The sequence below is a fragment of the Daejeonella sp. genome, from assembly GCF_046590655.1.
Classification (GTDB): Bacteria; Bacteroidota; Bacteroidia; order Sphingobacteriales; family Sphingobacteriaceae; genus Daejeonella.
The window spans coordinates 1-22,564 of the sequence record NZ_JBKJUM010000095.1 but is presented as its reverse complement, the minus strand read 5'-3'; the positions used below and the strand labels follow the sequence as shown (position 1 = coordinate 22,564).

At 40.5% G+C, this 22,564-nt stretch carries 18 protein-coding genes; 8 read left to right on the top strand and 10 right to left on the bottom strand.

Annotated features, from left to right (window positions below; genetic code table 11):
* Positions 1-1,349 precede the first annotated feature (1,349 nt).
* Complete coding sequence (locus ACLL8Z_RS09445) at positions 1,350-1,949, bottom strand: cupin domain-containing protein (protein WP_411274532.1); 600 nt, start codon at positions 1,947-1,949, stop codon at positions 1,350-1,352.
* Positions 1,950-2,203: 254 nt separating this feature from the next.
* On the opposite strand from ACLL8Z_RS09445, the gene proB reads away from it, so the two are divergent.
* On the top strand, positions 2,204-3,238 hold the full coding sequence (proB, locus tag ACLL8Z_RS09440) for a glutamate 5-kinase (protein ID WP_411274531.1): 1,035 nt from the start codon (positions 2,204-2,206) through the stop codon (positions 3,236-3,238).
* Between the two features lie 221 nt (positions 3,239-3,459).
* Here the strand turns inward: proB and ACLL8Z_RS09435 are convergent, their stop codons facing one another.
* Positions 3,460-3,834: an endonuclease domain-containing protein gene (locus ACLL8Z_RS09435; RefSeq protein WP_411274530.1), complete on the bottom strand. Its 375-nt coding sequence runs from the start codon at positions 3,832-3,834 to the stop codon at positions 3,460-3,462.
* A 216-nt stretch (positions 3,835-4,050) separates the two neighbouring features.
* Here ACLL8Z_RS09435 and ACLL8Z_RS09430 point away from each other — a divergent pair, with 216 nt between their 5' ends.
* Positions 4,051-5,298, top strand: a complete 1,248-nt coding sequence (locus tag ACLL8Z_RS09430) for a glutamate-5-semialdehyde dehydrogenase (protein ID WP_411274529.1) — start codon at positions 4,051-4,053, stop codon at positions 5,296-5,298.
* A 14-nt stretch (positions 5,299-5,312) separates the two neighbouring features.
* Here the strand turns inward: ACLL8Z_RS09430 and ACLL8Z_RS09425 are convergent, their stop codons facing one another.
* A complete protein-coding gene (locus tag ACLL8Z_RS09425; protein WP_411274528.1) occupies positions 5,313-6,086 on the bottom strand; it encodes a GLPGLI family protein in 774 nt (257 codons plus the stop codon).
* 2 nt (positions 6,087-6,088) lie between these two features.
* Entirely contained in the window at positions 6,089-8,881 is a 2,793-nt protein-coding gene (locus tag ACLL8Z_RS09420; RefSeq protein ID WP_411274527.1) for an outer membrane beta-barrel family protein, read from the bottom strand.
* 344 nt (positions 8,882-9,225) lie between these two features.
* Here ACLL8Z_RS09420 and ACLL8Z_RS09415 point away from each other — a divergent pair, with 344 nt between their 5' ends.
* Positions 9,226-9,816, top strand: a complete 591-nt coding sequence (locus ACLL8Z_RS09415; RefSeq protein WP_411274526.1) for a TetR/AcrR family transcriptional regulator — start codon at positions 9,226-9,228, stop codon at positions 9,814-9,816.
* A gap of 138 nt (positions 9,817-9,954) precedes the next feature.
* On the top strand, positions 9,955-10,191 hold the full coding sequence (locus ACLL8Z_RS09410; RefSeq protein WP_411274525.1) for a hypothetical protein: 237 nt from the start codon (positions 9,955-9,957) through the stop codon (positions 10,189-10,191).
* Between the two features lie 128 nt (positions 10,192-10,319).
* Here the strand turns inward: ACLL8Z_RS09410 and ACLL8Z_RS09405 are convergent, their stop codons facing one another.
* From ACLL8Z_RS09405 to ACLL8Z_RS09390, 4 genes are all read right to left on the bottom strand, one after another.
* Entirely contained in the window at positions 10,320-11,864 is a 1,545-nt protein-coding gene (locus tag ACLL8Z_RS09405; RefSeq protein ID WP_411274524.1) for a M56 family metallopeptidase, read from the bottom strand.
* Between the two features lie 8 nt (positions 11,865-11,872).
* Positions 11,873-12,238, bottom strand: coding sequence for a BlaI/MecI/CopY family transcriptional regulator (locus ACLL8Z_RS09400; protein ID WP_411274523.1), 366 nt, complete (start codon positions 12,236-12,238; stop codon positions 11,873-11,875).
* A 174-nt stretch (positions 12,239-12,412) separates the two neighbouring features.
* Positions 12,413-13,243, bottom strand: coding sequence for a 5-dehydro-4-deoxy-D-glucuronate isomerase (gene kduI / locus ACLL8Z_RS09395; protein ID WP_411274522.1), 831 nt, complete (start codon positions 13,241-13,243; stop codon positions 12,413-12,415).
* 123 nt (positions 13,244-13,366) lie between these two features.
* The gene (locus tag ACLL8Z_RS09390) at positions 13,367-14,503 is read right to left on the bottom strand and encodes a DUF4861 family protein (RefSeq protein ID WP_411274521.1); all 1,137 of its coding nucleotides are present in this window, start codon (positions 14,501-14,503) and stop codon (positions 13,367-13,369) included.
* 158 nt (positions 14,504-14,661) lie between these two features.
* On the opposite strand from ACLL8Z_RS09390, the gene ACLL8Z_RS09385 reads away from it, so the two are divergent.
* The 3 genes from ACLL8Z_RS09385 to ACLL8Z_RS09375 all read left to right on the top strand — a co-directional run bounded on the left by ACLL8Z_RS09385 (position 14,662) and on the right by ACLL8Z_RS09375 (position 19,225).
* A complete protein-coding gene (locus tag ACLL8Z_RS09385; RefSeq protein ID WP_411274520.1) occupies positions 14,662-15,846 on the top strand; it encodes a glycoside hydrolase family 88 protein in 1,185 nt (394 codons plus the stop codon).
* 130 nt (positions 15,847-15,976) lie between these two features.
* Positions 15,977-17,779 carry a MutS-related protein gene (locus ACLL8Z_RS09380; RefSeq protein ID WP_411274519.1) on the top strand — a complete coding sequence of 601 codons (1,803 nt, stop codon included), beginning with the start codon at positions 15,977-15,979 and terminating at the stop codon, positions 17,777-17,779.
* A 69-nt stretch (positions 17,780-17,848) separates the two neighbouring features.
* Entirely contained in the window at positions 17,849-19,225 is a 1,377-nt protein-coding gene (locus ACLL8Z_RS09375) for an MFS transporter (RefSeq protein ID WP_411274518.1), read from the top strand.
* A gap of 109 nt (positions 19,226-19,334) precedes the next feature.
* Here ACLL8Z_RS09375 and ACLL8Z_RS09370 read toward each other — a convergent pair whose 3' ends face one another.
* Together ACLL8Z_RS09370 and ACLL8Z_RS09365 are read right to left on the bottom strand one after the other, a co-directional pair.
* Positions 19,335-20,411 (bottom strand): L,D-transpeptidase family protein, encoded by a 1,077-nt coding sequence (locus tag ACLL8Z_RS09370; protein ID WP_411274517.1) that lies wholly within the window; start codon positions 20,409-20,411, stop codon positions 19,335-19,337.
* 63 nt (positions 20,412-20,474) lie between these two features.
* Positions 20,475-21,137 (bottom strand): response regulator, encoded by a 663-nt coding sequence (locus ACLL8Z_RS09365; RefSeq protein ID WP_411274516.1) that lies wholly within the window; start codon positions 21,135-21,137, stop codon positions 20,475-20,477.
* 319 nt (positions 21,138-21,456) lie between these two features.
* On the opposite strand from ACLL8Z_RS09365, the gene ACLL8Z_RS09360 reads away from it, so the two are divergent.
* Entirely contained in the window at positions 21,457-22,368 is a 912-nt protein-coding gene (locus tag ACLL8Z_RS09360; RefSeq protein WP_411274515.1) for a DUF6929 family protein, read from the top strand.
* Positions 22,369-22,564 lie beyond the last annotated feature (196 nt).

Below are 22,564 nucleotides of genomic sequence, written 5' to 3'. Positions count from 1 at the left end.
TCACACTCATGTTCAAATTTTTAATAAAATATGAACATGAGCAAGATTTCTTATAAAAAATGGACAGATATTGACTATGTGTTCATGTTTTTATAAAAAATGGACATATGGCATCCTGTTGTCTCAGTTCATTAGGATCTGTTTCCCCAAATACCTTCGCCCATATAAGAGGTAAATTTAAACAGTCAATGCTTGAACACGATGCACTTCTGCGTCCTCGACACCTCCCGGTAGGGAGAAAGATCTGCATACTCCCCCGCTTAAAACCTTAGTGTATTTTCTCTTTATCTCTCCATCCAAAATGAGCCCTTAAGTTTTTTTTCTTCTCCAAAATTTCCCCCACTAATTATTTTAATTTTTCCTCCACTTTTCTGACCCAAATTTCTTATCTCCAGTTGAAGACGAATTGAGCGGTATTACTCCCATTTTTAGCACAAATTTGGCTGCTCTGTTAAAACTTCTCGTGCAATATGATAAGTTGGAGGGGGAGGGTTCAAAAATCGCTTAAAAGCTCTTATTTGAGTTGGCAACTTTGGAAATGAAAAAAATGGCGTTTAAATAGTCCTTAAAGCATTTTTTGCCTTAAAATTTGGAATTTTCTTCGACAAATAGCCCTTTTCTTCGACTGTTCTTCGAGTCCGCTTCGAGTCCGTTTCGACAAGTGTTCGACAAGGCTTCGAGAGAGATTCGACAAGCGTTCGAGTCGTGTTCGAGTCCGCTTCGAGTCCGCTTCGACTGGGCTTAGTGTATTTTTCGGGTGACGTTTGTCTCTCGTTCGTGTCAGATTCGATACAGGTTCGACTGGCTTCGCCCGGCAGCCGAAAACGACTCGAAAACGACTCGAACCTATGCCGGGGCTGTTAGGGAGTTGGTAATAACCTGATGAGGAGGTTGGCCCAAGAAATCCACCCCTGAACGGCAGCGGGGGAGACTGAATGCCTATGCAGGTCGAAAAAAGTACAGTATCCTATGAATCTTATCATCCTATGAATCCTATTTCAGACAATCCTCAATAGCCGGATAATCTTAGTTATTTATACATCCAGCATCCTATGAATCTTATCATCCTATGAAATATTGATCCGGTTCATCCATCAAAGATATTAATTTCAACAAGGGAATGGTAATTTTCAATGGGGGTGCCCGACTGGAGGCTATTTTTTAACGCAGGACGCAGAGGTCTTCCCAGAGGGCGCAAAGAGCTAATAATCAATCGACTTTAAACAAACATTTTTGGTCCAATTCTCTGCGAACTCAGCGTGTTACTTTGCGGCCTCAGCGGTTAGATTTAGTGTGCACGTCGCCATTTCCGCTATACGTACTTGCTCCTTGCTCTTTATTCCTTGTTCTTACACAGCTACATGCTGCAATATCGCAACCACCTCATCAGACAAGATTTCTACTTCATGGTGTTCATTCAATGGAATCGCCATATAATCGCCAGGTTCCATAAAACGAACTTCATTTCCTACAGTACACTTACATCTCCCTTTCAGGATCAAAAAGCTTTCATGTGTTTCATCATGAACTTCATCTCCAATATTGTTCGAAGTAACTATGAGAAGTTGAATTACTTTTTCTGACTCCTGAAGTAATCTTGTAAACATGCCATCCTTACCAATATCACCCGGGAGCATATCTTCAACCAGTTTAAGCCATTTTTTGTGATCGGAAGAATTAGTTATAAGCGGCAGGTTGAGAAGGTTCATCTCCTTTTCTTTATCGAGGTTGGAAATGGTTTCCTTAAATAATTCCTTTATCCGAGGCCGGGGCTGGATCGCATTCGATAATGCGTAAATCTCCAAAGCATCTTGTATCTTCTCGTATTCAGCCCTTATTTCAGGAAACATAGAAATCATACGCTCGACTTCCACCCGTTCGCTGGGTTCGACCTGATCCAGGGTATAAAGTTCGAGGATGCCGGATTCTATGTAGGATTGGGAGTTCACAAGTCAAAGGTAATCATTTGGGCGGGGATTGTAACAAGGACTTTTTTTAGGTTACCAGTTACCAGGCTATTCGAATTAAACCTGGTGATATAGGATCATTTTCATCGAAGAGCTAAGCATATAGCCTGGCCGTTGGTAAAAAAGTAACTGGCAACTGTAGGCGTTTAGTCCGGCGACTGGCAACTGGTAACCTTTACTACACCATAAAAATCTCCCTCCAATTTCATAGATTTGTCTTAAAAAAAACCTGACCCTTGACCAAACCCATCCTCGTCCTAAAATTCGGTACAGCATCAATTACCACTAACAAAGGTGAGCTGGATGAAGTTGTAATTGCTGAAATCGCGCGGCAAGTAAATGTTATACATGATAAGTATAACCTGGTAATTGTTTCATCGGGCGCTGTTGGGGCTGGAAAGAATTTTCTTAAAAATTACAGCGGAACATTAAACGAAAAAAAGGCTGCTGCTTCGATTGGGAACCCACTTTTAATGAATACATATTCGCGGTATTTTTCTCCTTATGGAATATCTATCGCCCAGAGTCTGTGTGAAAGGCATCACTTTTCGAACCGCAATCAGTTTTTGCAGCTTAAAATGACTTATGAAAAGTTGTGGGCGAGCAATATTATCCCTATAGCAAACGAGAATGATGTGGTAAGCAACCTCGAACTTAAGTTCTCTGATAACGACGAGCTGGCGACACTCATTGCCGCTGGATTTGGAGCCGAACAGGTTTTGTTCAGTACCTCTGTACCTGGCGTATTGGATGGGAATGGCCATGTTATACCTGAACTGGACACTTCTGATAAAAAAGTGCTCTTGCTTGCTAATAAGGAGAAGTCTTCTGTTGGCCTTGGCGGGATGACATCGAAACTCAATTTTGCCCGCCTTGCCAACCTGATGGGTATTGGTGTAGTTATTTTTGGAGTCAGGACGGAAGACGGAATTTTAAAAGCACTCGACAGGAAAACCGGCACTTTATGCCATGCGCAAAAGATCAATCTTCCTGCACGTAAGAAATGGCTTGCCAGCGGAAGTCTTGTCAGCGGCCGCATCCAGATAGATGCCGGCGCATGCAGAGCCTTATTAAAACGTCACAGTCTCCTTGCAGTCGGTATTAAAAAAATCCTTACAGGTTTTGAAAACGGCGAGATCATAGAGATTTTGGATGAGGAAAATAACGCTATTGCGGTTGCGAAGGCTAAAATTGCTTCATCAGCGTTGGGGGATGATTTTAGTGTGAAGAATTTGGAAGTGGCGCATGCTGATAATATTGTGCTACTATAGTGAAGGCCCGATAGCTATCGGGTTGAGAGTGGGAAGCTGAAAACAGAAACCCCCCGGAGCCAATTAGGAAGTTTTGTTGTTTGCGCTTGTCATTTCGTTCAATTTGAATTGTTGTTTTGATCATCTTACCACCGGTGTGTACGCTCGTGCTCCCCTGCCAAGGGGAGCTGTCACGCTTTTTTGCGGGACTGAGAGGTCCTAAGAACTCCAATCGTCATTAGTTAAAGCTCCTCTGAACCAATTTCAAGACGAATCAATCGTAAAACTTCCATGACATTGCAAAACACTAAATCATTATTAAATCGGAGAATTCTGAAACCCAGATTTCTCAAAAATTCATCTCTCCTTCGGTCATAAATGATTTGCCCAGGTTGATGATGAACTTCACCATCAAGTTCTATAATAAGGTTTTCGGATGCACAATAAAAGTCAACTATATAATTCGCTATCCCGTGTTGCCTCCGAAACTTCCGACCTTTCATTTGCTTACCTTTAAGGAACGTCCACAGGTATTTTTCAGCAGTCGTAGGGTTATTCCTCAGTGAACGGCGACGATCACCAAATCGGGGAATATTGTGAATTTGGGAAGTTTCCATATCATGTGTTAAGATCTGAAGTGGTTAGTAGAAATGGTTATGTTTATTGTGAGAGGTAGGATTTAATTAGTAAAGGGCATTAAGGACCCCTCTGTCAGCCGAAGGGGCTGACAGCTCCCCTTGAAAAAACGGGAGCACGAGCGTACCAAACGATTCTTACGCTCAGATTATCAAACCTAGCACCCAACATCCTATATTTACCGCATATTAATAGAAATGGACAATATTCAAATTCTTCTCGAAAACGCATCCCTCGCCACCACTGCCGCACGTTCGCTCAGCGATGAGAAGAAAGTTTTGATCTTAAAGTCGCTGGCAAAAAAGCTTAAAGATAATGTGTGTTACATCGTAGCAGAAAATAAAAAGGACCTGGAGAAGATGCCGGATACTGATTCGAAAAAGGACAGGCTATTGCTTTCTGAATCCCGGATTAATGATCTGGCAAATAGCGTTGAAGATATAAGTTCATTACCTGATCCATCCAACCATTTGCAGTATGAAAGTACCCTCGCTAATGGCTTGTCCGTAAAAAAGATTACTGTGCCCCTGGGCGTGGTTGGAATTATTTATGAGTCACGGCCAAATGTGACAGTTGATGTGGCTGCTCTTTGTATCCGTTCAGGGAATGTCTGCGTGCTGAGGGGTGGTACTGATGCCTTTTTTACCAATACCGCATTGGTGTCGTTGATAAGGGATGTTCTTTCAGAAAGTAATATAGATGTTAATATAGTGCAGTTACTGCCGGCCGACAGAAAGTTTATGCCTGAGCTTCTGACTGCCACAAAGTACGTAGACATATTAATTCCCCGGGGTTCTCAGCAACTGATAGATTATGTCCGCGAGCACGCTTCTGTTCCTGTGATAGAAACAGGCGCAGGTGTTTGTCATACTTATGTGGAAAGCACCGCCAACCTTACTAAGGCTGCCGATATTGTGACCAATGCAAAAGTTAGCAGGCCTTCGGTATGTAATTCGCTGGATACGGTGATTATCGACAAGAAGGTGACGGCAGAGCTTCTGAAACTTTTAGCGCCAAAGCTACTCGAATACCATGTCGAGATCTTTGCTGATGAGTTTAGCTACCAAATACTCCATGACCTTAATTATCCTTACTTAAATCACGCTGTTGAAGCTGATTTCGGCCGTGAGTTCCTGGATTTCAAATGCTCTGTTAAAACGGTGGAAAATGCGGATGAAGCGTTTGAACATATCAGGAAATATTCCTCTAAGCATTCTGAAGCCATCATTTCTGAAAATAAAGAATTATGCGAGCGTTTTCTTAGCGAAGTCGATGCGGCTGCTGTTTTCACCAATGCTTCCACCCGCTTTACAGATGGCGGGGTTTTTGGTCTGGGCGCCGAGATCGGTATTTCCACTCAAAAACTACACGCTCGAGGCCCTTTTGCTTTAGAGAAATTGGTTACGGAGAAGTGGGTGGTGAGGGGGGACGGTCAGGTTCGTTAAAAATTCTTCATTATTTACAAAAGGTATGCCTTAAGCTGAGACTGCGCATAATCTCCCCAGTTTTTAAGAGCTTTTGTAAGCGTTGTTATTAGTCCGGCGCTTGTGGTAACTTTTCCTTTCTTTGGCGCTATTATGGTTCCGGATGGCAGTGCTTTGTCATTTACAATTTTTGCAAACCAGGTAATATTTTCATGAGGGAGAGCTACGCCAAGTATCATCCCGGGCAAGCCAGTGAAGGATTCAGGACCACCTGACACCGGAATTTCATCCGTATAAAATGCAACAACGTATATAGAATCCATTATCAGGGCGTTGGCCCTGCGACAGTTGTAACCGGCTATATCCCGCGTTTCAGATGTTAACTTCCAGTTGATCTTACGAGTGCTGTCAGTAACCAGAAATAGTTCTTCGTAAACATTTTTTTGAGCGGTGCTGGTGCTGGTATTTAGATCTGTGTATATAATGCTATGCTGGTTGGCCGCAGGTAATTCACTAAAAAACGTTCTGGATAAAACCTCGGCTGCAACCGGCGTATAGAGTGTCTTATCTTTCGAAAAAGAAAGAGTGCTTTTCATGGTTTTAAACTGGGGCTGGGATTTTTTGTATTGTTCAAAAGCAGGGAGGTAAAAAGTTTCATTGTTTTTATTGATCATCTTTTTAATTTGAGCGTGCATATTAACGCTCTTTTCGAATTCGATGGAACCCTGGGTTGTAAAGCGGGCGTGCTGGCCGGATACTATACTTGCTTTACAAAGCAGGAAGAGTAGAAAAACTAAGACTAATTTCATAATTACTGTTTTACTTGAGGACCGCCCATTTTACTGAGGTCGTAAATTACCGAGAACATGCCGTAGCGCCTGATAGTGGTGTAACTGTTTTGAGTGATCATATTGTTATTTGCTCTCCTGCTGAACCCTACATTCTGATTGAAAAGGTCGTTTCCTGAAAGCTGTAATTTCAGGTTCTCTTTTTTAAAGAAACTTTTTGTAAGGGTAGTACTGACTAGCATGCGATCAAAATCTTCTGCGAATGATTGTGTTTTTTGCTGATAGAGATAGGTGCCGTTTAGTCCAATGACGATTTTGTGGGGAAGGGTCACATTAGCACTGAAACGCGCGTTATAAACCCAACCGTTATTATTTACCTGCCGCTGCAGACTCGATTCGTTCGTGTTATATGAAGGGTTGAAAGAGAGATTGAAACTGTATTTTTTAAGAACATATCTGGAGAAATTAATTGATCCTCCATAGTTATTAGATGAGGTTTTATTGAGCTCATTGTTGATCATACTGTAATAGACATTTGAACCAAGATCAGTCCCGATTGAAACCCTGAATTCTGTGTTGGGTATCTTTTGGCCATAGCTTCCGTAGAAATAAAAGCCTTGCGGAGTGACATTGTTAAGATTAATAGATTGGAAAGTGCTTTTACCTGCTTCATCTGTTATGGTATTATTGACGATAGCATTCTTGGTAAAGTTATATGAAAGGTAACTGTAAAAGGATCTGTCTGATAAAACCTTGTAAGTGTTATAGTTGATGCTCATCTGGCTCCTGAATGAAGGATCCAGATCCGTGTTTCCTAATGTGATATTCAAGGGATCCGTGTTAACACGAATTGGCTGAATCTGTGTTAATGAAGGCTGGGTTGTGTTACCATTATAACGCACACTAAAAGATTTTTGAGTTGAGAAATTGTACTGATAGCTAGCCTGGGGCTGCCAGTTTGTAAAAGTCCGCTCGTATTTTATATCCCGGTCAAGGTCGGTTTGATTGAAATCTACAAAGTTTGTCCGGTTCCCAAAATTGACCACTGTTTTGCCTTTCCTATAATTGAAAATTGCGCCGACCTGGCTGTTCACCTGTTCCAGATTGAAATTGTTGCTGAACTGAGCGTCATAAACGTCGTATTTACCGGAGACGGATTGATTAAAAGACTTCCGGTCGGATGTATTTTTTGTTAGACCGATGCCATAATTTACAATGACCGAAAAGGCTTTTGACAGTGGTTCGGTATAGGCAAGATTTGCATTCGATACTGCCATTGAAGATTCGTCTGTTTTTAACTGATTTATGTTCTGAATACTATCAAGTGTGCCCGAAGTATTGTAAAAAGAATTTGTTGAATTAAGGAAACCATTCGCATCTTCTTTAGTCATCCGCTGAACGAGGTTTAACGATAATGTACGGCCCTTCTTTTGCAATTTTTTATTCCATAGAGCAGATACATTAAATATGCTTTGATCACTCTCGTTAGTTACCAGGCGGTTGCTATTATTTAATGCAGTTGCATCGGTGCGAAGGCTTTTTGAAAGATAATTAGTCTCTGTGTCACTATTTTTTAAGGTTCCGTCGACAGTAATTTTAAGTTCGGAGGTTGTATCCAGCTTGACAAGATATGTCGCGTCGAGCTTGTGCCGGAACATGTAATTATCAAAATTTCTGCTGGAATTACTATTAATAATACCATTTGGAAGGTTATTTTGATTTAAGGTAATATTTGATCCCCCCACTGCGATAGAACCAATTTTATAGTTCATATTTATCGAGTGTTTATCGCTCCCCCATTTGGTATCATAATGCAAACCTCCACTATTGGTTGCAGGAATTCCCTCACCGTTATATCTGCCATCGTATGAATCGAGGTCACTATCACTGGTACCGCCAATATAAAAATATCCTTCATCAGAATACGTAGCAGTTTGCCCTCCGTATTTGCCATTATCGCTCCATCCCAGACCAGTTTTGGCAGTGTTAGCAACAGTTGCGTAGGTAGAAAATTTCTGTTTCCCTTTAAAAATATTGAACATTCCCTGGCCGTCATAGAATTTTTCATTTCCGGCGCCACCTTCTGCCTTTCCAAAATACCCGCTTTTACTATTTTCTTTAAGCTTGATATTCAGAGTTTTCGTACGTTGTCCGTCATCAATACCTGTGAAAGTAGCCTGGTCGCTTTTTTTATCATAAAGCTGAACCTTATCAACCATATCTCCGCGTATATTTTTGGTCACCAGGGTTGGGTCATCGCCAAAAAACTCTTCGCCATCAACAAGCACCTTATTTACAGCTTGCCCCTGGGCGGTGATCTTGCCGTCTTTATCGACCTGAATACCTGGCAGCTGTTTTAACAAGTCTTCAACTTTTGAATTCGGTTCAATTTTAAAGGCCGCAGCGTTAAATTCAGTAGTATCACCTTTAATAGTTATTTCAGCTACTGTACCCTTCACAATTACTTCCTGCAAGAGGCGGGCGGTAAGCATCATCCTTATACGCCCTACATTTATAGAGGGTTTTGCAGCATCAAGGCTAAAATGTTCAACATAGTCAGCATAATCCGGATAAGAAACAAGGAGAATAAACTTTCCTTCCTTTAAGTTATTGATGGAAAAAGAGCCATCGGTAACAGCTCTGCTAAACTTAACAAGCGTAGAATCTTTAGAATTTAGAATTACGATACTTGAATTTATCAGGGGCACGTTTGAAACCGTATCAAGTACGGATCCTTTTACCGAAAATGGATTTTGACCGTATGAAAAGGTCGTGAAAAGGCAAACAATTATGATTGCCAGAATAGATGTTTTCATTTAAACTATAGATTTAGTTTAATTAATAGGTATCTGAGTTATTTCCTGTCCTGGCCTTTTCACTAAAGCAAATTACTTAATTATAATGTCATTATTATCACCAAAAGGTTTATATTTTGTTAAAAAGTGTTAAAGATTAAGAACTTGATAAAGCCTGCTCTTTGAATGCTAATAAAACAATTAACCATAAATGACTACCCTGGTGCAGTCTCGCACTTGCGGGGCAGCTTCAGAAGTTACTGATGGCTTCTGTCAGTAGTAACCCGCATCAGCGTAGCCGGAAAAAATGTAAACAGATTATCCATAATTTTTCTTTACTTTGTTCATACCAATCAGTATGTTCCATGTCAAAATCATCTGTAACCCGGACAAACATGCTTAATAAAGCCTTTGACCTAATCTACGTAAACGGTTATCAGGCAACGAGCATAGATGAAATCATCGCTACAACCAAAGTAACGAAAGGTGCTTTCTATTACCATTTTGGTAGTAAAGAGCAAATGGGCCTTGCGGTTATTAATGAAATTATTTATCCGGAAATATATCAGGGATTTATCCTGCCATTGAAAGGCTCTGATAAACCGGTGAAGGACATCTACAAAATGATAAGGAATATTTTATTTGATAAGCCATTTTTCAAAGTCGAGACCGGTTGTCCTCTTTCAAACTTGATTCAGGAAATGAGTCCTTTGATACAGGTGTTTGCTATTTCTCTCAATTCAATGACAGAACTGTGCCTCGAAGCTTTAACGGAATCTCTTAAGCATGGCAGAAAGGCCGGTAAGATCCGTTCTGGAATTAATGAACAGGAGGCAGCGTATTTCATACTTTCTGGATATTGGGGTGTAAGAAACCTCGGTAAAATGCAGAACAGTCAGGAGTGTTATTTTATGTACCTTGAGGAATTTAAGCGCTATTTAAAGTCGCTTCAGTAACAATAATTTCTGGCTACTGTTTTTCAGAAACAACGATTTTAACTTAAATACTGTAAATAATTTATCCGTGCAATCTATTCAGTAATTCTGCGTTTAAATCTCGAAAACCATCAACAGTTCACATTAAAAGGACCTGAAATGCACATCGAAATTGTCCTGTCCCGTAATGGCTACAAACAAGTTTTGCAGTTGATTTCGGAGACTTTAAAAAGTTTGAGCGTTTGGAAAGTCCGCTTCCAGGACGGGGCTGAAGCGGTGCTCTTTAAATGCGGGAACGAATGGATGCAGCGGAATGAAGATAATTTGGAACACTGGCTCCTGAAAGCTATCGGCGAGAAAATTGACCAGATTGATCCGAAGTTGTCTTTTAGATGATCTCTCTGGGTCTGGTGCGAAGTTTTTCGATAAGCATATAGAAGTATATTTTCTTAAAAAATTTAAATCTAAATTCGTTCGTTTTAGTATGTTTTAGAATTTTAAGTAATTTGGATCTGGTATCTCCACTACTTCGTCGTTATAACAATTACCCCCCTCTCTCCCTTCTCACCATATTTACTTACTGCTGCAGGGCCTTTCAGAATATTGATGCTGCCAATGCTGCTTACTTTTAACTGGTCAAGTTCTGATTTAGTAATTTCTTTGCCGTTTAGAATTATCAGTTGCTTATCGATATCGGCAAGGGAGACGTTTTGATTTTGAGTGGAGCCGTGCGCCACGGTAATGTTGGATTTTGAACTATCTGTCGTCTGTCCGGAACTGGCCAACATTGTGCGGATTTCAACAACACTATTTTTGCCCGCCGCCCCATATAGTGTCGTTGCGCTCTCTCCTTTGTAAACATTGACGGTTGCAATATCTTCGGGATTCAAATTAATTTTTGCAGTTGTCATACGTTTTCCATCCACAACGTAAAGGGGTTGTGATTTGTTAGCAGTGTCTAACTGAAGGTTACCTTTTACAACAATTTCCTCCTGACTATTTCTTACACGTGTTACTACACCATTCGGATTTTTGTTGGTGTCTAAAACCGACTGGTATTCAGCATTTCGTGATTTGCTATTTGTGATCGGTTCACTGGTGTTATTAGCTATATTTTTCTCTGCTTCTAATTGCTTATTCAAAATTTGGGGAAGCGGGGAAAGAGGTAAATTAGTGATAGCTTCGACTACTCCCTTCCTGGTAAATTCAGCCCTGGAAATGCCGGCTATCAAGACCAGAAACATAATGGCAGGCAATAGCAATACATAGTTAGTTAGGTTAATACGATTTGAAGGTTTTTTATTGATCATGGCAATTCTTTTTTTAATAGTTAAGAAATGAAAATTATTAACGGGCAATGAATTTTTAGGGAGAGCATGGCTTTTCAGTAAAGTATACTGATACTCCTTGCAATTTATACCAGACCTTATTACTTCCTGATCTGTTATAAATTCAAGGTTTGTTTTAATGGCTTTTTTCATCAGCCATATCCCTGGATTAAACCAGTAGAAGATCGTGCTGAGTTCGGCAAGTATTACATCGAATGAATGAAGCTGTTTCACATGTATTTGTTCGTGTTCCAGAATTGTCCGAATCTCGCTGGCTTCATGACATTCCGGATTCAGATAAATGGTGCGCCAAAAGGAAAAAGGGTTGACTGCCTTCGTGATCTTTCTGAATTTTATATTCCCTGATATATAAGGTCGGGATTGAACATGAAGAATCAGAAGAGAGCTCAATTGAATCAAAAGGCGCAGGGACATAAAAATTACGCCCGTCCAGAAAATCATAAGTGCGATCTGCCAGTAATTAGCTGCACCATTTTCTGCCTGATTGAGTACGTAAATGACAGATCCCTGCCAGTCAAGCATATTTATTTGGTCTTTTAATTGTTCGTTACGCTTTAATATTGCCGTAAGATCAATAAATGGATAAAGAGCGGAGTAAACTAAGCCGATGAGGAGATAAAAGCGGTTTATCGTATAGAACGTGTAGCGCTGCAAAATAAAATGATACCCTGCGAAAAATAGTACGAGCGCCAGATTAACCTTGAGGAGATAAAGGATCATTTCTGGTATCATAACTGTTTTCCTTTCTCGATCATTTTAATGATCTCTTTCAAATCATCCGCACTTATCTTTTCCTGGTTTGCAAAAAAAGTAACCAGCTCCTTATATGAATTACTGAAATAGTCATTTACAAATTCACCCATGAAGGTCTTCTTGTATTCTTCCTCTTTGATAATGGGGGTATAGTAAAAGGTATTACCGCCTTTCACACCAAGAATAAATTTCTTTTTCTCAAGATTCTTAACGGTCGAAGCCAGTGTAGTATAAGGGGGCCTGGGCTCGGGTATAAATTCCAGAAAGTCTTTAATTGTGCCATTGCCGGAACTCCATACTGCCTGCATAGCTTCTTCTTCATTGGGGGTTAGTTTTTCCATATCTACGAACTTCTCGTAAATGTATTACGAATAGTTCGTAATTGCAAGCTTTTAGGATATTATTTTACTCTAACCAATTCTATGGATACTAGTTGTCTGATTCAGCGTGTTTGAACTTTATCTGGAGAACAATTACCTGAAATGGGGCAGAGGCCTCGCTAAGGGGTTTTTGATCTACTTCAAATCCCTAATCTGCACCGCATCCATATCTGAATAGTCCTGGTTTTCTCCGGCCATAGCCCAAATAAAGCCATAGTTTGATGTTCCACAACCTGAATGAACAGACCATGGAGGAGAAATTATAGCCTGCTCATTTTGAATCACTAAATGCCTGGTTTCCTGCGGTTCTCCCATATAATGAAATACCACCTGATCTGACGCCAGGTCAAAATAGAAATATGCTTCCATACGCCTATCGTGGGTATGCGCCGGCATAGTATTCCACACATTGCCGGGCTGCAAAATAGTCAAACCCATTACCAGCTGACAACTTCTTTTCCCCTGCAAATAGATGTATTTATAAATCGACCGTTCATTCGCAGTCTCTTTGCTTCCGATATTAACTGGAGAAGCATCGTCTTTTTTTATCAGGGCAGAAGGGTAGGGCTGATGTGCAGGGGTTGAAAACAAATAGAATTTTGCAGGATCGCCAGGGCTTATACTTTTGAATATTAATTCTTTGGTCCCCATACCGATATACACAGCGTCAAGCTTATTAATGTCAAATGGCAAACCATCGGCAAGTACATGGCCAGGCCCTCCAATGTTAATTATTCCCAGTTCTCGTCTTTCAAGGAAATATTCAGACTTGAGATTAGGGAAGTTTGGGAGCTCCATATCCTTGCTTACCGGAACTACAGAACCAATAATCGCGCGATCATAATGAGAGTAGGTAAAGCTAAAATTATCATCCTGCATCATATCTCCGATCAGGAAATTTTCCCGGATCTCTCCTGTATTCATTGTTGCGACTTCTCTGGGACTTGCGGCGTGGCGTTGGTTCATGTTGGTTGTTAGTTTTAGGTTTTAAGTTTTGAGTTTTAGGTTTTAGGTTTTAGTAAGGGGGTGTTAAATTACAAGTATGTTTTCACCGTTCACCTTTCACTGTCAACTGTCCACTTTCAACGGTCATCTTACTTTCACAGTAAGAGGTTTATCAATCTTTTGTTTATATTTTCTTAAATAATCGAACCATTCATCAGCAGTAGTAATCTTTCCGGCGCGGTTCCAGGCTCCACCGTTATAGTAAACTAGGGGAGCATTGTTTTTTATCGTCATCTGGCTTAAAAGATGGCCATTTGCAATTTTTAGTTGTTTGGGCTTGTTTGTAATCAGGCCAATGCCCATAATTCCTTTGTTTTTAACTTCTGGTTCCCAATAGCCTATAATTCCATTTTTTTCGTCAAGAAGAAGGGGGCTGTCCTGAGGGCGTCTTACAATTCCAGCCACTACATCAGACTGTCCTGCTCCTTTAATCGAATAAAGCACCTCGATCCTGTTTAATTGCGACCCTGCATCCAGTGAGATAGTTTTGGTCGCAGAAATCTCCATGTCTCCCACTTTCCATGGATCATAACCTAATTGGAATGTGGAGCGCAATGGCCCATTGTCCAGTATTTTGAAATGGTGATAATTTTTTGATAAGATGATTGAATCCTTATAATATGGCGCAATGTCTCCGGCACCAAGGGTTATCCCGACCTGATAATAATCCATTCCTTCGCCATGATCATTGTGATAATCATTTTTTTTGTACCAGGCATCCAAAACAAGCTTATCTGTTCGCTTTGACCAGATGTCGGTGCCGGTTGCATTGTCACTAGCTGTTTCCAATGCTTTGCCATACATTCTAAAGGCTACAAGGTCGTTTTCCCAGGCGAAATCATCTTTTCTTTCCGGCACGTACCGCGCAAAAGTTTTTGCTGTCGGTTTTGCCGCGTCCCCTGCTACAAGTTCCAGATTGAGGACTTGTTTGGGCTGAAGATTATTTATGGCAATCAGCAAATTAACAGGTTTATCAAAACCGCGGTATTCGAGTTGATAAGGGACTTCCTGATGGCTTCCTTTCTCAATTATCCTGAAAGGCAATTGTTTTACCTTTAATTCCAGATTTGAAAATTTCACTTCTGCAATTTCATTCTCCCTGACTAATGATGAAGAATTGCTTATTTGGATCTTTGCAAGCGTTTTTTGCTGTGCGGAAACCGTCAGGCTTAAAAGGGCAGATCCGAGAAATAAATAGATTTTCCGATTGATTAATTTCATATGTTTAATATCGCAAAGTGAATTTATAGTTTTCCATTCACTTTGCAGGTTTTTATATCTTTAGTAACCTTATTGTCGGTTTAGTCTTGAAAATATTATCCTACATCGTATAAGAACATCTAATTTCCTGATTAATTATGAACTGTATTGTAAACCTAATGAGAAAATTTATCCCTGGATTTTTGATTTTTACGGCCTTCCTGATGGCCCTGTCATCGGATCTAATCGCACAAAAGAAGATAAACGTTAAAAAGCAATTCGAGCTTGCAGAAAAGCAGTACGCACTGATGCTTAAAACTCATCCTGATACTGATAAAACACCTCAGTCGGTTAATCCGGATGGATCGTTGAGAGATATGCCTACAACGTGGTGGTGCAGTGGTTTTTTTGGAGGATCATTATGGCAATTATACGAGTATAGTAAAAAGCCTCAATGGAAAGACGCCGCTCATTTATGGACAATGGCAATACAGAAGGAGCAGTATAATAAAGGCACTCATGATCTTGGCTTTATGGTTTATATTCCCTTTGGACGGGGTTACCAGATGACCGCAAATCCCCTTTATAAAAAAGCTATGTTAAACGGTGCGGAATCTTTATCCACCCGCTTCGATCCGAAAGTCGGTGTTATTAAGTCATGGAATAATTTTAAGGGACATAAATACCCGGTTATTATAGACAACCTGATGAATCTTGACTTTCTGTTCTGGGCAAGTCGTGAAACGGGAATTAAAAAATATCACGATATAGCGGTTACACACGCTGATAATACCATAAAGAATCATTTCAGGCCAGACAACAGCAGCTATCATGTGGTGCTTTACGGTCCTGATGGAAAACTAGACGGGCGAGTAACTCACCAGGGAGCAGCTGATGAGTCCGCATGGTCCCGTGGCCAGGCGTGGTCACTTTATGGTTATACGTCGATATATCGCGATACAAAAGATGGAAAATATCTGGACCAGGCTATAAAAATTGCTGATTTCTTTATTAATCATCCCAATCTTCCGGCTGATAAAATTCCTTACTGGGATTTCAACGCACCGAATATCCCAAATGAGGAAAGAGATGCGTCTGCAGCAGCGATTGTTTCTTCAGCTTTGTTTGAGTTAGCTGGTTATGCCGATAAAGATCGCAAATCTAAATACACTTCAATGGCTATCAAGATGCTCGAAAGTCTTTCTTCTCCCGCATATCGTGCTAAATTGGGTGAGAATAACAATTTCCTTCTCAAGCATTCGGTAGGGCATAAACCAGGTAAAAGTGAGATCGACGTACCGATTATTTATGCGGATTATTATTATTTGGAGGCTTTGATGAGATACGATAAATTGAGAAAGTGAGGTCGGAGGTCGGAGGTCATCAATTTTTCCTCCCGACTTTAGCGGCATATCTCCCCTGCTTTCCACTCTCAACGTAAAATTTCTACTTAATAATTACCTTTGCCGTCTCGATTAAGACGCAGCCCGAAGTATGAATACCCCCGTAATTGATTATTATCAATCCAAACTTTCCCATTCCCGTTCAGGGATCAGCAGATATGAAATACTGATAAACAAATTCTCCATTTTGCGTTTAATTGTAATTTCTGTGGGAATCTTGTTGTTTTATCAGTCTTTAAAACTCGAAGCTTTCTGGCTTCCGGTACTGGTGTTTTTCGCTGTGATTATTATCTTCTCTTTCCTGGTGAGAAAACAGAATTTCTTCGAAAAGAAACGCAACTACTTTAAGGATTTGTCGGCAGTTTACCTGAACGAAATAGAAAGCATAGAAAAAAGAACAAATATCTACAGCGATGGTTCCGGGTGGGAAGATGACCTTCATCCCTATACATCTGACCTGGATATTTTTGGGAAAGGGTCATTATTCGAACTGATAAACCGATGCGCCACTGTCTTGGGAAATGCCAAACTCGCAGAGTGGCTCCAGAAGAGGGCAGTGTCATCGGTGCTGCGGGAAAGACAAACTGCTGTTGAGGAATTAGCTTCCAAACAGAATTGGAAACACACTTTTCAGGCCTTACTTTTTTTTTCCAAACAATCGAAGGAAGATCATGTGCGGCAACTATTTCAATATTTAAAGACTGTCCAGGTTTCCGCTTCAGGAATTATCCGGTTTTACGTTAAATGGGCGCCGTGGACCTTTGCATTATTCGCAGGAATAGCATGGTTTTTTCCAATTTTCATCATTCTGATTATCGTGATGGGAATAGCCAATCTTCTTTTGATGCAGGCATATAATTCTTCGGTGATGAAAACTGATAGCCTCATCGGTAAAATGAGTAAAATTCTCGGACACTTTTCAGAAGCTTTGAGTGCCATTGGTACTGAAATGTGGAAATCCAGCCTTTGCGATCAGCTCGCATCAGAACTGACTTCAGATGAACAAAGTAAATTACCGCAGCAGATCAAAAGGCTGTCAGTGCTAATTAAGCAACTCTCATTAGGTTTAAGTAATCTCGGGCCTGTATTAAATTTCATCATGCCCTGGAACGTCATTCAATTCTTTGCGATTGAGGACTGGAAGAATGCGAACAAGGCAAACATTGAAGATGCTTTTGCTGTGATCGCCAGTTTTGAAGCACTCATCAGCTTGAGTAATCTCAGGAACAACTACCCGGATTGGGTAATTCCTGAAATCATTGATACGGAAAATTACACCCTAACAGCCAAATCTATTGGACATCCGCTGATCTCTTCTGAATCAAGGGTTACAAATGACTATTCTCTGAATAATGAGCTTAAGATTGACATCATAACAGGCTCGAACATGGCAGGTAAAAGTACTTTCTTGAGAACGCTGGGAATCAATACCGTACTCGCATTGTCGGGTGCGCCCGTATGTGCCGAAAAAATGGAAGTCAGCCCTATGCTCATATTTAGTTACATGCGCATCCGAGACTCACTTAATGAAAACACCTCAACATTTAAAGCCGAACTTGATCGTTTGCAAAGCCTGCTCGAAACACTGCAAACAGAAGACAAAGTTTTCTTCCTGATTGACGAAATGCTCAGGGGTACAAATTCTGTGGATAAATACCTGGGATCGAAGGCTATTATCGAGAAACTAATCTCCCAGAATGCCGTGGGAATCATCGCAACGCATGACCTCCAAATTGCCGATCTGGAGGAGAAATTCCCTCAGTATATCCGGAACTTTTACTTCGATATAGAAATTGAAGGCACTGAAATGAAGTTTGATTATAAGCTTAAAGAGGGGGAGTGCAAGACCTTTAATGCTTCCTTGTTGTTAAAAAGATTGGGAATTGAGGTGTAGGGAATTGATGATCGGTAATCGGTGAAAATTATTTAATTTACTTGCTCCTAAACCTTAAAGCAATTACCTATGAGCGCAGCAATAACTGAATCATCGTCTCTGAACCCGGAGAAAAAGAATAACCTGAGACTGGTGATTATTGCTTCCAGTGTCGGAACTCTGATTGAGTGGTACGACTTATTCTTAGCTGTTATTCTGGCAAGTATACTTTCTACCCAATTGTTTCCGGCGGGAGAAAATAAATTTATAGAAACATTGGCCATTGTGGCAACAACTTATCTTATCCGTCCATTCGGTTCATTATTTTTTGGAAATATGGGCGATAAATCCGGTAGGAAGAACTCTTTTTTGATTTCATTATTATTGATGGGTGCCGCCACCTTCCTTATCGGTTGTATTCCCACTTTCAGTCAGGTGGGTTGGTTAGCACCTGTACTATTCCTTATACTTCGCTTGTTACAGGGTCTGGCTATCAGCGGCGAATATTCAGGGGCTGTTATCTATGTCGCGGAAAATGCCCCGCCTAACAAAAGGGGTTTCTATACCGGCTTTATTCAGATGACTTCTTCAATAGCGCTTATTATGTGCTTATTGGTTGTTTTTGCAACAAGGGAAATGATGAGCGAGGACAGCTTTAATTCATTCGGCTGGCGTATCCCTTTTCTTTTCAGCTCCGTACTGGTTTTTATAAGTTATATGATCCGGAAAAAGCTGCATGAAAGTCCGGTTTTCGAACAACTAAAAAAAGAAGGTAAAACAAGTAATGCGCCCATCACTGAAACATTCAAATCAAAAAAGAACGTGGGGTTGATACTTTCGGCAATTTTTGGCGGTAATGCTGCACAGAGTGCAATAATGCAGACGAATCAGTTTGTTGCTTTATTCTTCCTGCAGCGAACGGTAAAATTAACCGATACAACCTCTATACTGATTCTGGCAGTAGGAATTATTCTCGCTGGGCCATTATTTCAGATCTTCGGCGCACTAAGCGACAGGATTGGACGAAAGAAAGTTATACTAGCCGGGCTTTTTCTCGGACTGCTCATAATACCTGTCACGTTTTACACTTTTCTTGAACTTGGTAATCCGATGCGCTTAGATGCTGTCCAGCATATCGATACTCAAACCACGCTTATCTTCATCGGACTCATTTTTGTCCTAACGGTATCCAGTGCCCTCGTTTACGGTCCAATGGGTGCTTTTCTGATGGAACTTTTCCCAACAAAGATCCGTTATACAAGTATGGGATTCACTTACAATGTCGGTAACGGGGCAATTGGTGGGTCTACACCTGTTATCACAGAACTGATCCGATCCTCCGTAGTAATTAGTTTTGCGTTTTCACCATATACGGGTCTTATCTATCCAATAGCGCTGATCATAATTGGTATTGTGGTGAATATATTCTTTGTCAAGGAAACGAATAGGAATAATTTGGAAGACTAGTATCAGTTACCCGCTATCAGTTACCTGTTGCCAGGCTGGGCGGTTATCGGGATATTAGTATTTGAAAGAAAGCGTTATCCCGATTAGCCTGGTAACTGGCAGCTGGCAACTAAAGTTCGGCTTGTTCCTCGTCATGCCCATAGATATCATCCCGGAAATTCAACAGACCAGAAGTATCCACCCATGTAGTATAATAAATTATTGATACCGGGATCTTAGTCTGAAGTTTGACCCATTTTTCTGTTCCGGCGCCCATGGCCCTGATAATATCCGTTCCAGTCCATTCCTGCTGATCTTTAAGCAGATACTGCGCGAGCTCGTAAGGCTGGCTAAGGCGGATACAACCATGACTAAAGGCTCGCTTCCTCTTTTCAAAAAGCGATATTGCAGGTGTATCATGGAAATAGATATCATATTTATTCGGAAACAGAAATTTAACACTACCCAAAGAATTGTCGGGACCCGGCTTTTGCCTGATTTTAGGAAGTCCATCAACCTTTCCGGTGATTTCCATATTGTTTTCTTCAAGATAATTGCTATTCTTATTTATTGCGGGCAGGATCTCATTTTTAACAATACTTGCGGGCACATTCCAGTAAGGGCTGAAAACAATAGTTTCAAGCGTATCTGAAAAAACAACTGTGGGATTTGAAGTTTTTCCGACAACGATATCCATCGACAAAACTTCCAGATTATTTTCCATCACGTAGAGTTTGTATTCAGGAATATTAGCGATAATTCTAGTTCCCGTCAAGCGAAGAGTATCCTGTCTGATCCTGCCCATATTCGCAGTCATTTGTTCTATACGCTTTTCGAGAGAAGTGTTAAGAGCCTTCATAAATTCGGGGCCGATGATGCCATCATCTTCCAGCCCATGGCGCATTTGAAATTGTTTGACAGCATCTTCAAGCCTTTCGGTGTAAATATCCTCTTCTCGCCCGCGGCGTAGGTCGCCAAGCAGTCGCAGCCTTTCCCTGATCAAAGGCAGCGCCCCCGATTTATCGTTCAACTTTAAAACGGATTTGTTTTGCAGCGTGATTTCAGGCCACTCATTTTTGGAACTCAATCGCTTGTAGTTCTCAACGGAATTCTGAAGCAATTTATATTGCCTGTTGCTGGTTTGCTGAGAAGAAGCGGATAATGTTAAAAGTGAAAGTAGAACCAGTAGGGTTGATGCAGTTTTCATAGGTATCATGGATAACTGTAAATATCAATTTTCCTGCCAATACTGGTTAGTTCAGGATTAAGCTTAGTTGACTATGCCCCGGAGTACTGCGTAACGAATAAGTGCAGCAGAGTTTCGTGATTGGGTCTTGTCGATCAGATTTTGACGATGTCCTTCCACGGTGCGTTTACTTGTAAAGATCCTGTCCGCAATCTCCTGATTGGTAAAGCCTTCTGCAATAAGTGAAAGTATTTCCATCTCGCGCCTGGAAAGTTCAACCTCAGGAAGATCATCAGTAAGCACATAAGAACGGCTCATCTGACGGTCTAAAAGTTCCATTGACAGTTCCGAGCATATATATCTGGCTCCGTGGTTAACAATATGCCGGATACCAAATAGTAACTCCTCCGATCCAATGTTTTTTAGCATATATCCGTCTGCTCCGGACTTAAAAGCTTTAAGTACGTATTTCTCATTTGAAAGCATTGAAAGTATAACAGTTTTTAGATTAGGGTAGCTTTTCCGCAAAGCCGGAATCATATCAATTCCATTGAGTCCCGGCATCATCACATCAGTAATCAATAGTACTTCATTAGCATTCACAGGTCCGTTAAACAATTCCATCAGTTCGGCACCATTTGAAGCCTCAGCAACAATTTCCATATCGTCCTCATTTTCCAACAGGGATTTGATGCCGCTTCTAAGTATCTTATGGTCCTCAGTTAAAACAATTTTTATTATGGACATTGCCGGGGGTTGATGAAGTAAATATTTTATGTTATTTATGCTTTATCTACGCGCATTAAATCCAATTGTGAGACGTATACAAAAAAACGCAGGTTGGTTGTATCACAAAATGATTAGCGATACTTGTAGCTGCTAGAATAAGTAGTAAATATTATGCTTAATGATCGAAGATTGTGAGAGGATGTCATAAGAGCGCGGTGTGAGAAGTACATGTAAGTATAACAAAACGAGGGCCTTTTAGTTTTAGTTTGAATGAGTGGAGCTGACGTTTGAGTTGATAGTTGAAAGTGTGAAAGGAAGACACTGAATATATTCAGTTATGAAGAAGTTAAATGCAATACTAATTATTTTTTCCAATTTTTTATTTGCATGTAATATGAGTGATTTTAATCCAGTATATGAAAGTTCAAAAGTTGCGAATAGTTATCCCTCGGGATCAACGATTAGCTATCTGAATGACAAATTTTATGTAATGGGGGATGATTCGTCGGAGATCCTGGTTTTGAATCATAATATGGAAGAAACCGGACGTATTCAGGTCTTTTCAAAAGGAGAGCAATTGCGCTTGCCAAAGGATTCGAAAGCGGACATTGAATCGTCGGTTGTCATAGATTCAGACGGTATACCTGCACTTCTCTTTCTGGGGTCTGGCTCATTGTCACCGCACCGCGATAGTTCATTTCTTTTAGATCCTGTGTTAGAAAAGGTTGTTAGGATAGACACAAAAACTTTTTTTGATGAATTGCGGCTTGAGATCAAAGATTTGAACATTGAAGCCGCAGCAGTTCTGGATGGAAAACTGTTGCTCGGTTTGAGGGCAAATACTACTTACCCGGATAACTCTATTGCCATTGCAGAGAGAAATAAGCAGTCTTTTTCATTGAAGCGAAGGGTTCATATTGAAATATCGCTAAAGAACGCTGGCATATCCGGAATGGATTATGATAAGGAGGAAGACATATTGTTTCTTACGTTTTCTTCTGAGGATACATCTAATGCTTATGACGACGGACAGGTAGGAGAGAGCTATCTCGCTTTTTTACCAAATGCTCGTGAAGGTATGAAGCACCAGAAGCTACAGGTCAGTAACATTGTAAAACTTAGCAGCCTTAGCCCAGAATTTCTGCATCAAAAGATTGAATCTGTATCTCTGATGAAAGAGCACCGAAAACTCATGCTGGTAGCAGATGATGATAAAGGGAATACAAAAATATTTAAGGTTAGCTACTAACCCATGTAATTTCCATTTATAAATCATTTCCATGCATGATTTGAAATTATTCAGGAAACTGACTTTTGTCAAGCCCCGGGATAATACGAAGTGCATTTTTATAATAGACTTTCTTTAATATCTGATCGCTGAGGCCAAGCCCATACATTTTCCAATAAGCATGATACTTTTTATGGTAAGGAAAATATTCGTCTTC

Excerpts from the sequence above, each read along its gene's own strand:
- ACLL8Z_RS09385 (WP_411274520.1), top strand. The coding sequence starts at position 14,662 with ATGAGAAAATTTATCCCTGGATTTTTGATTTTTACGGCCTTCCTGATG.
- ACLL8Z_RS09380 (WP_411274519.1), top strand. The coding sequence starts at position 15,977 with ATGAATACCCCCGTAATTGATTATTATCAATCCAAACTTTCCCATTCC.
- ACLL8Z_RS09410 (WP_411274525.1), top strand. The coding sequence starts at position 9,955 with ATGCACATCGAAATTGTCCTGTCCCGTAATGGCTACAAACAAGTTTTG.
- kduI (WP_411274522.1), bottom strand. The coding sequence starts at position 13,243 with ATGAACCAACGCCACGCCGCAAGTCCCAGAGAAGTCGCAACAATGAAT.
- ACLL8Z_RS09425 (WP_411274528.1), bottom strand. The coding sequence starts at position 6,086 with ATGAAATTAGTCTTAGTTTTTCTACTCTTCCTGCTTTGTAAAGCAAGT.
- ACLL8Z_RS09400 (WP_411274523.1), bottom strand. The coding sequence starts at position 12,238 with ATGGAAAAACTAACCCCCAATGAAGAAGAAGCTATGCAGGCAGTATGG.
- ACLL8Z_RS09370 (WP_411274517.1), bottom strand. The coding sequence starts at position 20,411 with ATGAAAACTGCATCAACCCTACTGGTTCTACTTTCACTTTTAACATTA.
- ACLL8Z_RS09430 (WP_411274529.1), top strand. The coding sequence starts at position 4,051 with ATGGACAATATTCAAATTCTTCTCGAAAACGCATCCCTCGCCACCACT.
- ACLL8Z_RS09390 (WP_411274521.1), bottom strand. The coding sequence starts at position 14,503 with ATGAAATTAATCAATCGGAAAATCTATTTATTTCTCGGATCTGCCCTT.
- ACLL8Z_RS09405 (WP_411274524.1), bottom strand. The coding sequence starts at position 11,864 with ATGATCCTTTATCTCCTCAAGGTTAATCTGGCGCTCGTACTATTTTTC.
- ACLL8Z_RS09415 (WP_411274526.1), top strand. The coding sequence starts at position 9,226 with ATGTCAAAATCATCTGTAACCCGGACAAACATGCTTAATAAAGCCTTT.
- ACLL8Z_RS09360 (WP_411274515.1), top strand. The coding sequence starts at position 21,457 with ATGAAGAAGTTAAATGCAATACTAATTATTTTTTCCAATTTTTTATTT.
- ACLL8Z_RS09420 (WP_411274527.1), bottom strand. The coding sequence starts at position 8,881 with ATGAAAACATCTATTCTGGCAATCATAATTGTTTGCCTTTTCACGACC.
- ACLL8Z_RS09375 (WP_411274518.1), top strand. The coding sequence starts at position 17,849 with ATGAGCGCAGCAATAACTGAATCATCGTCTCTGAACCCGGAGAAAAAG.
- ACLL8Z_RS09435 (WP_411274530.1), bottom strand. The coding sequence starts at position 3,834 with ATGGAAACTTCCCAAATTCACAATATTCCCCGATTTGGTGATCGTCGC.
- ACLL8Z_RS09365 (WP_411274516.1), bottom strand. The coding sequence starts at position 21,137 with ATGTCCATAATAAAAATTGTTTTAACTGAGGACCATAAGATACTTAGA.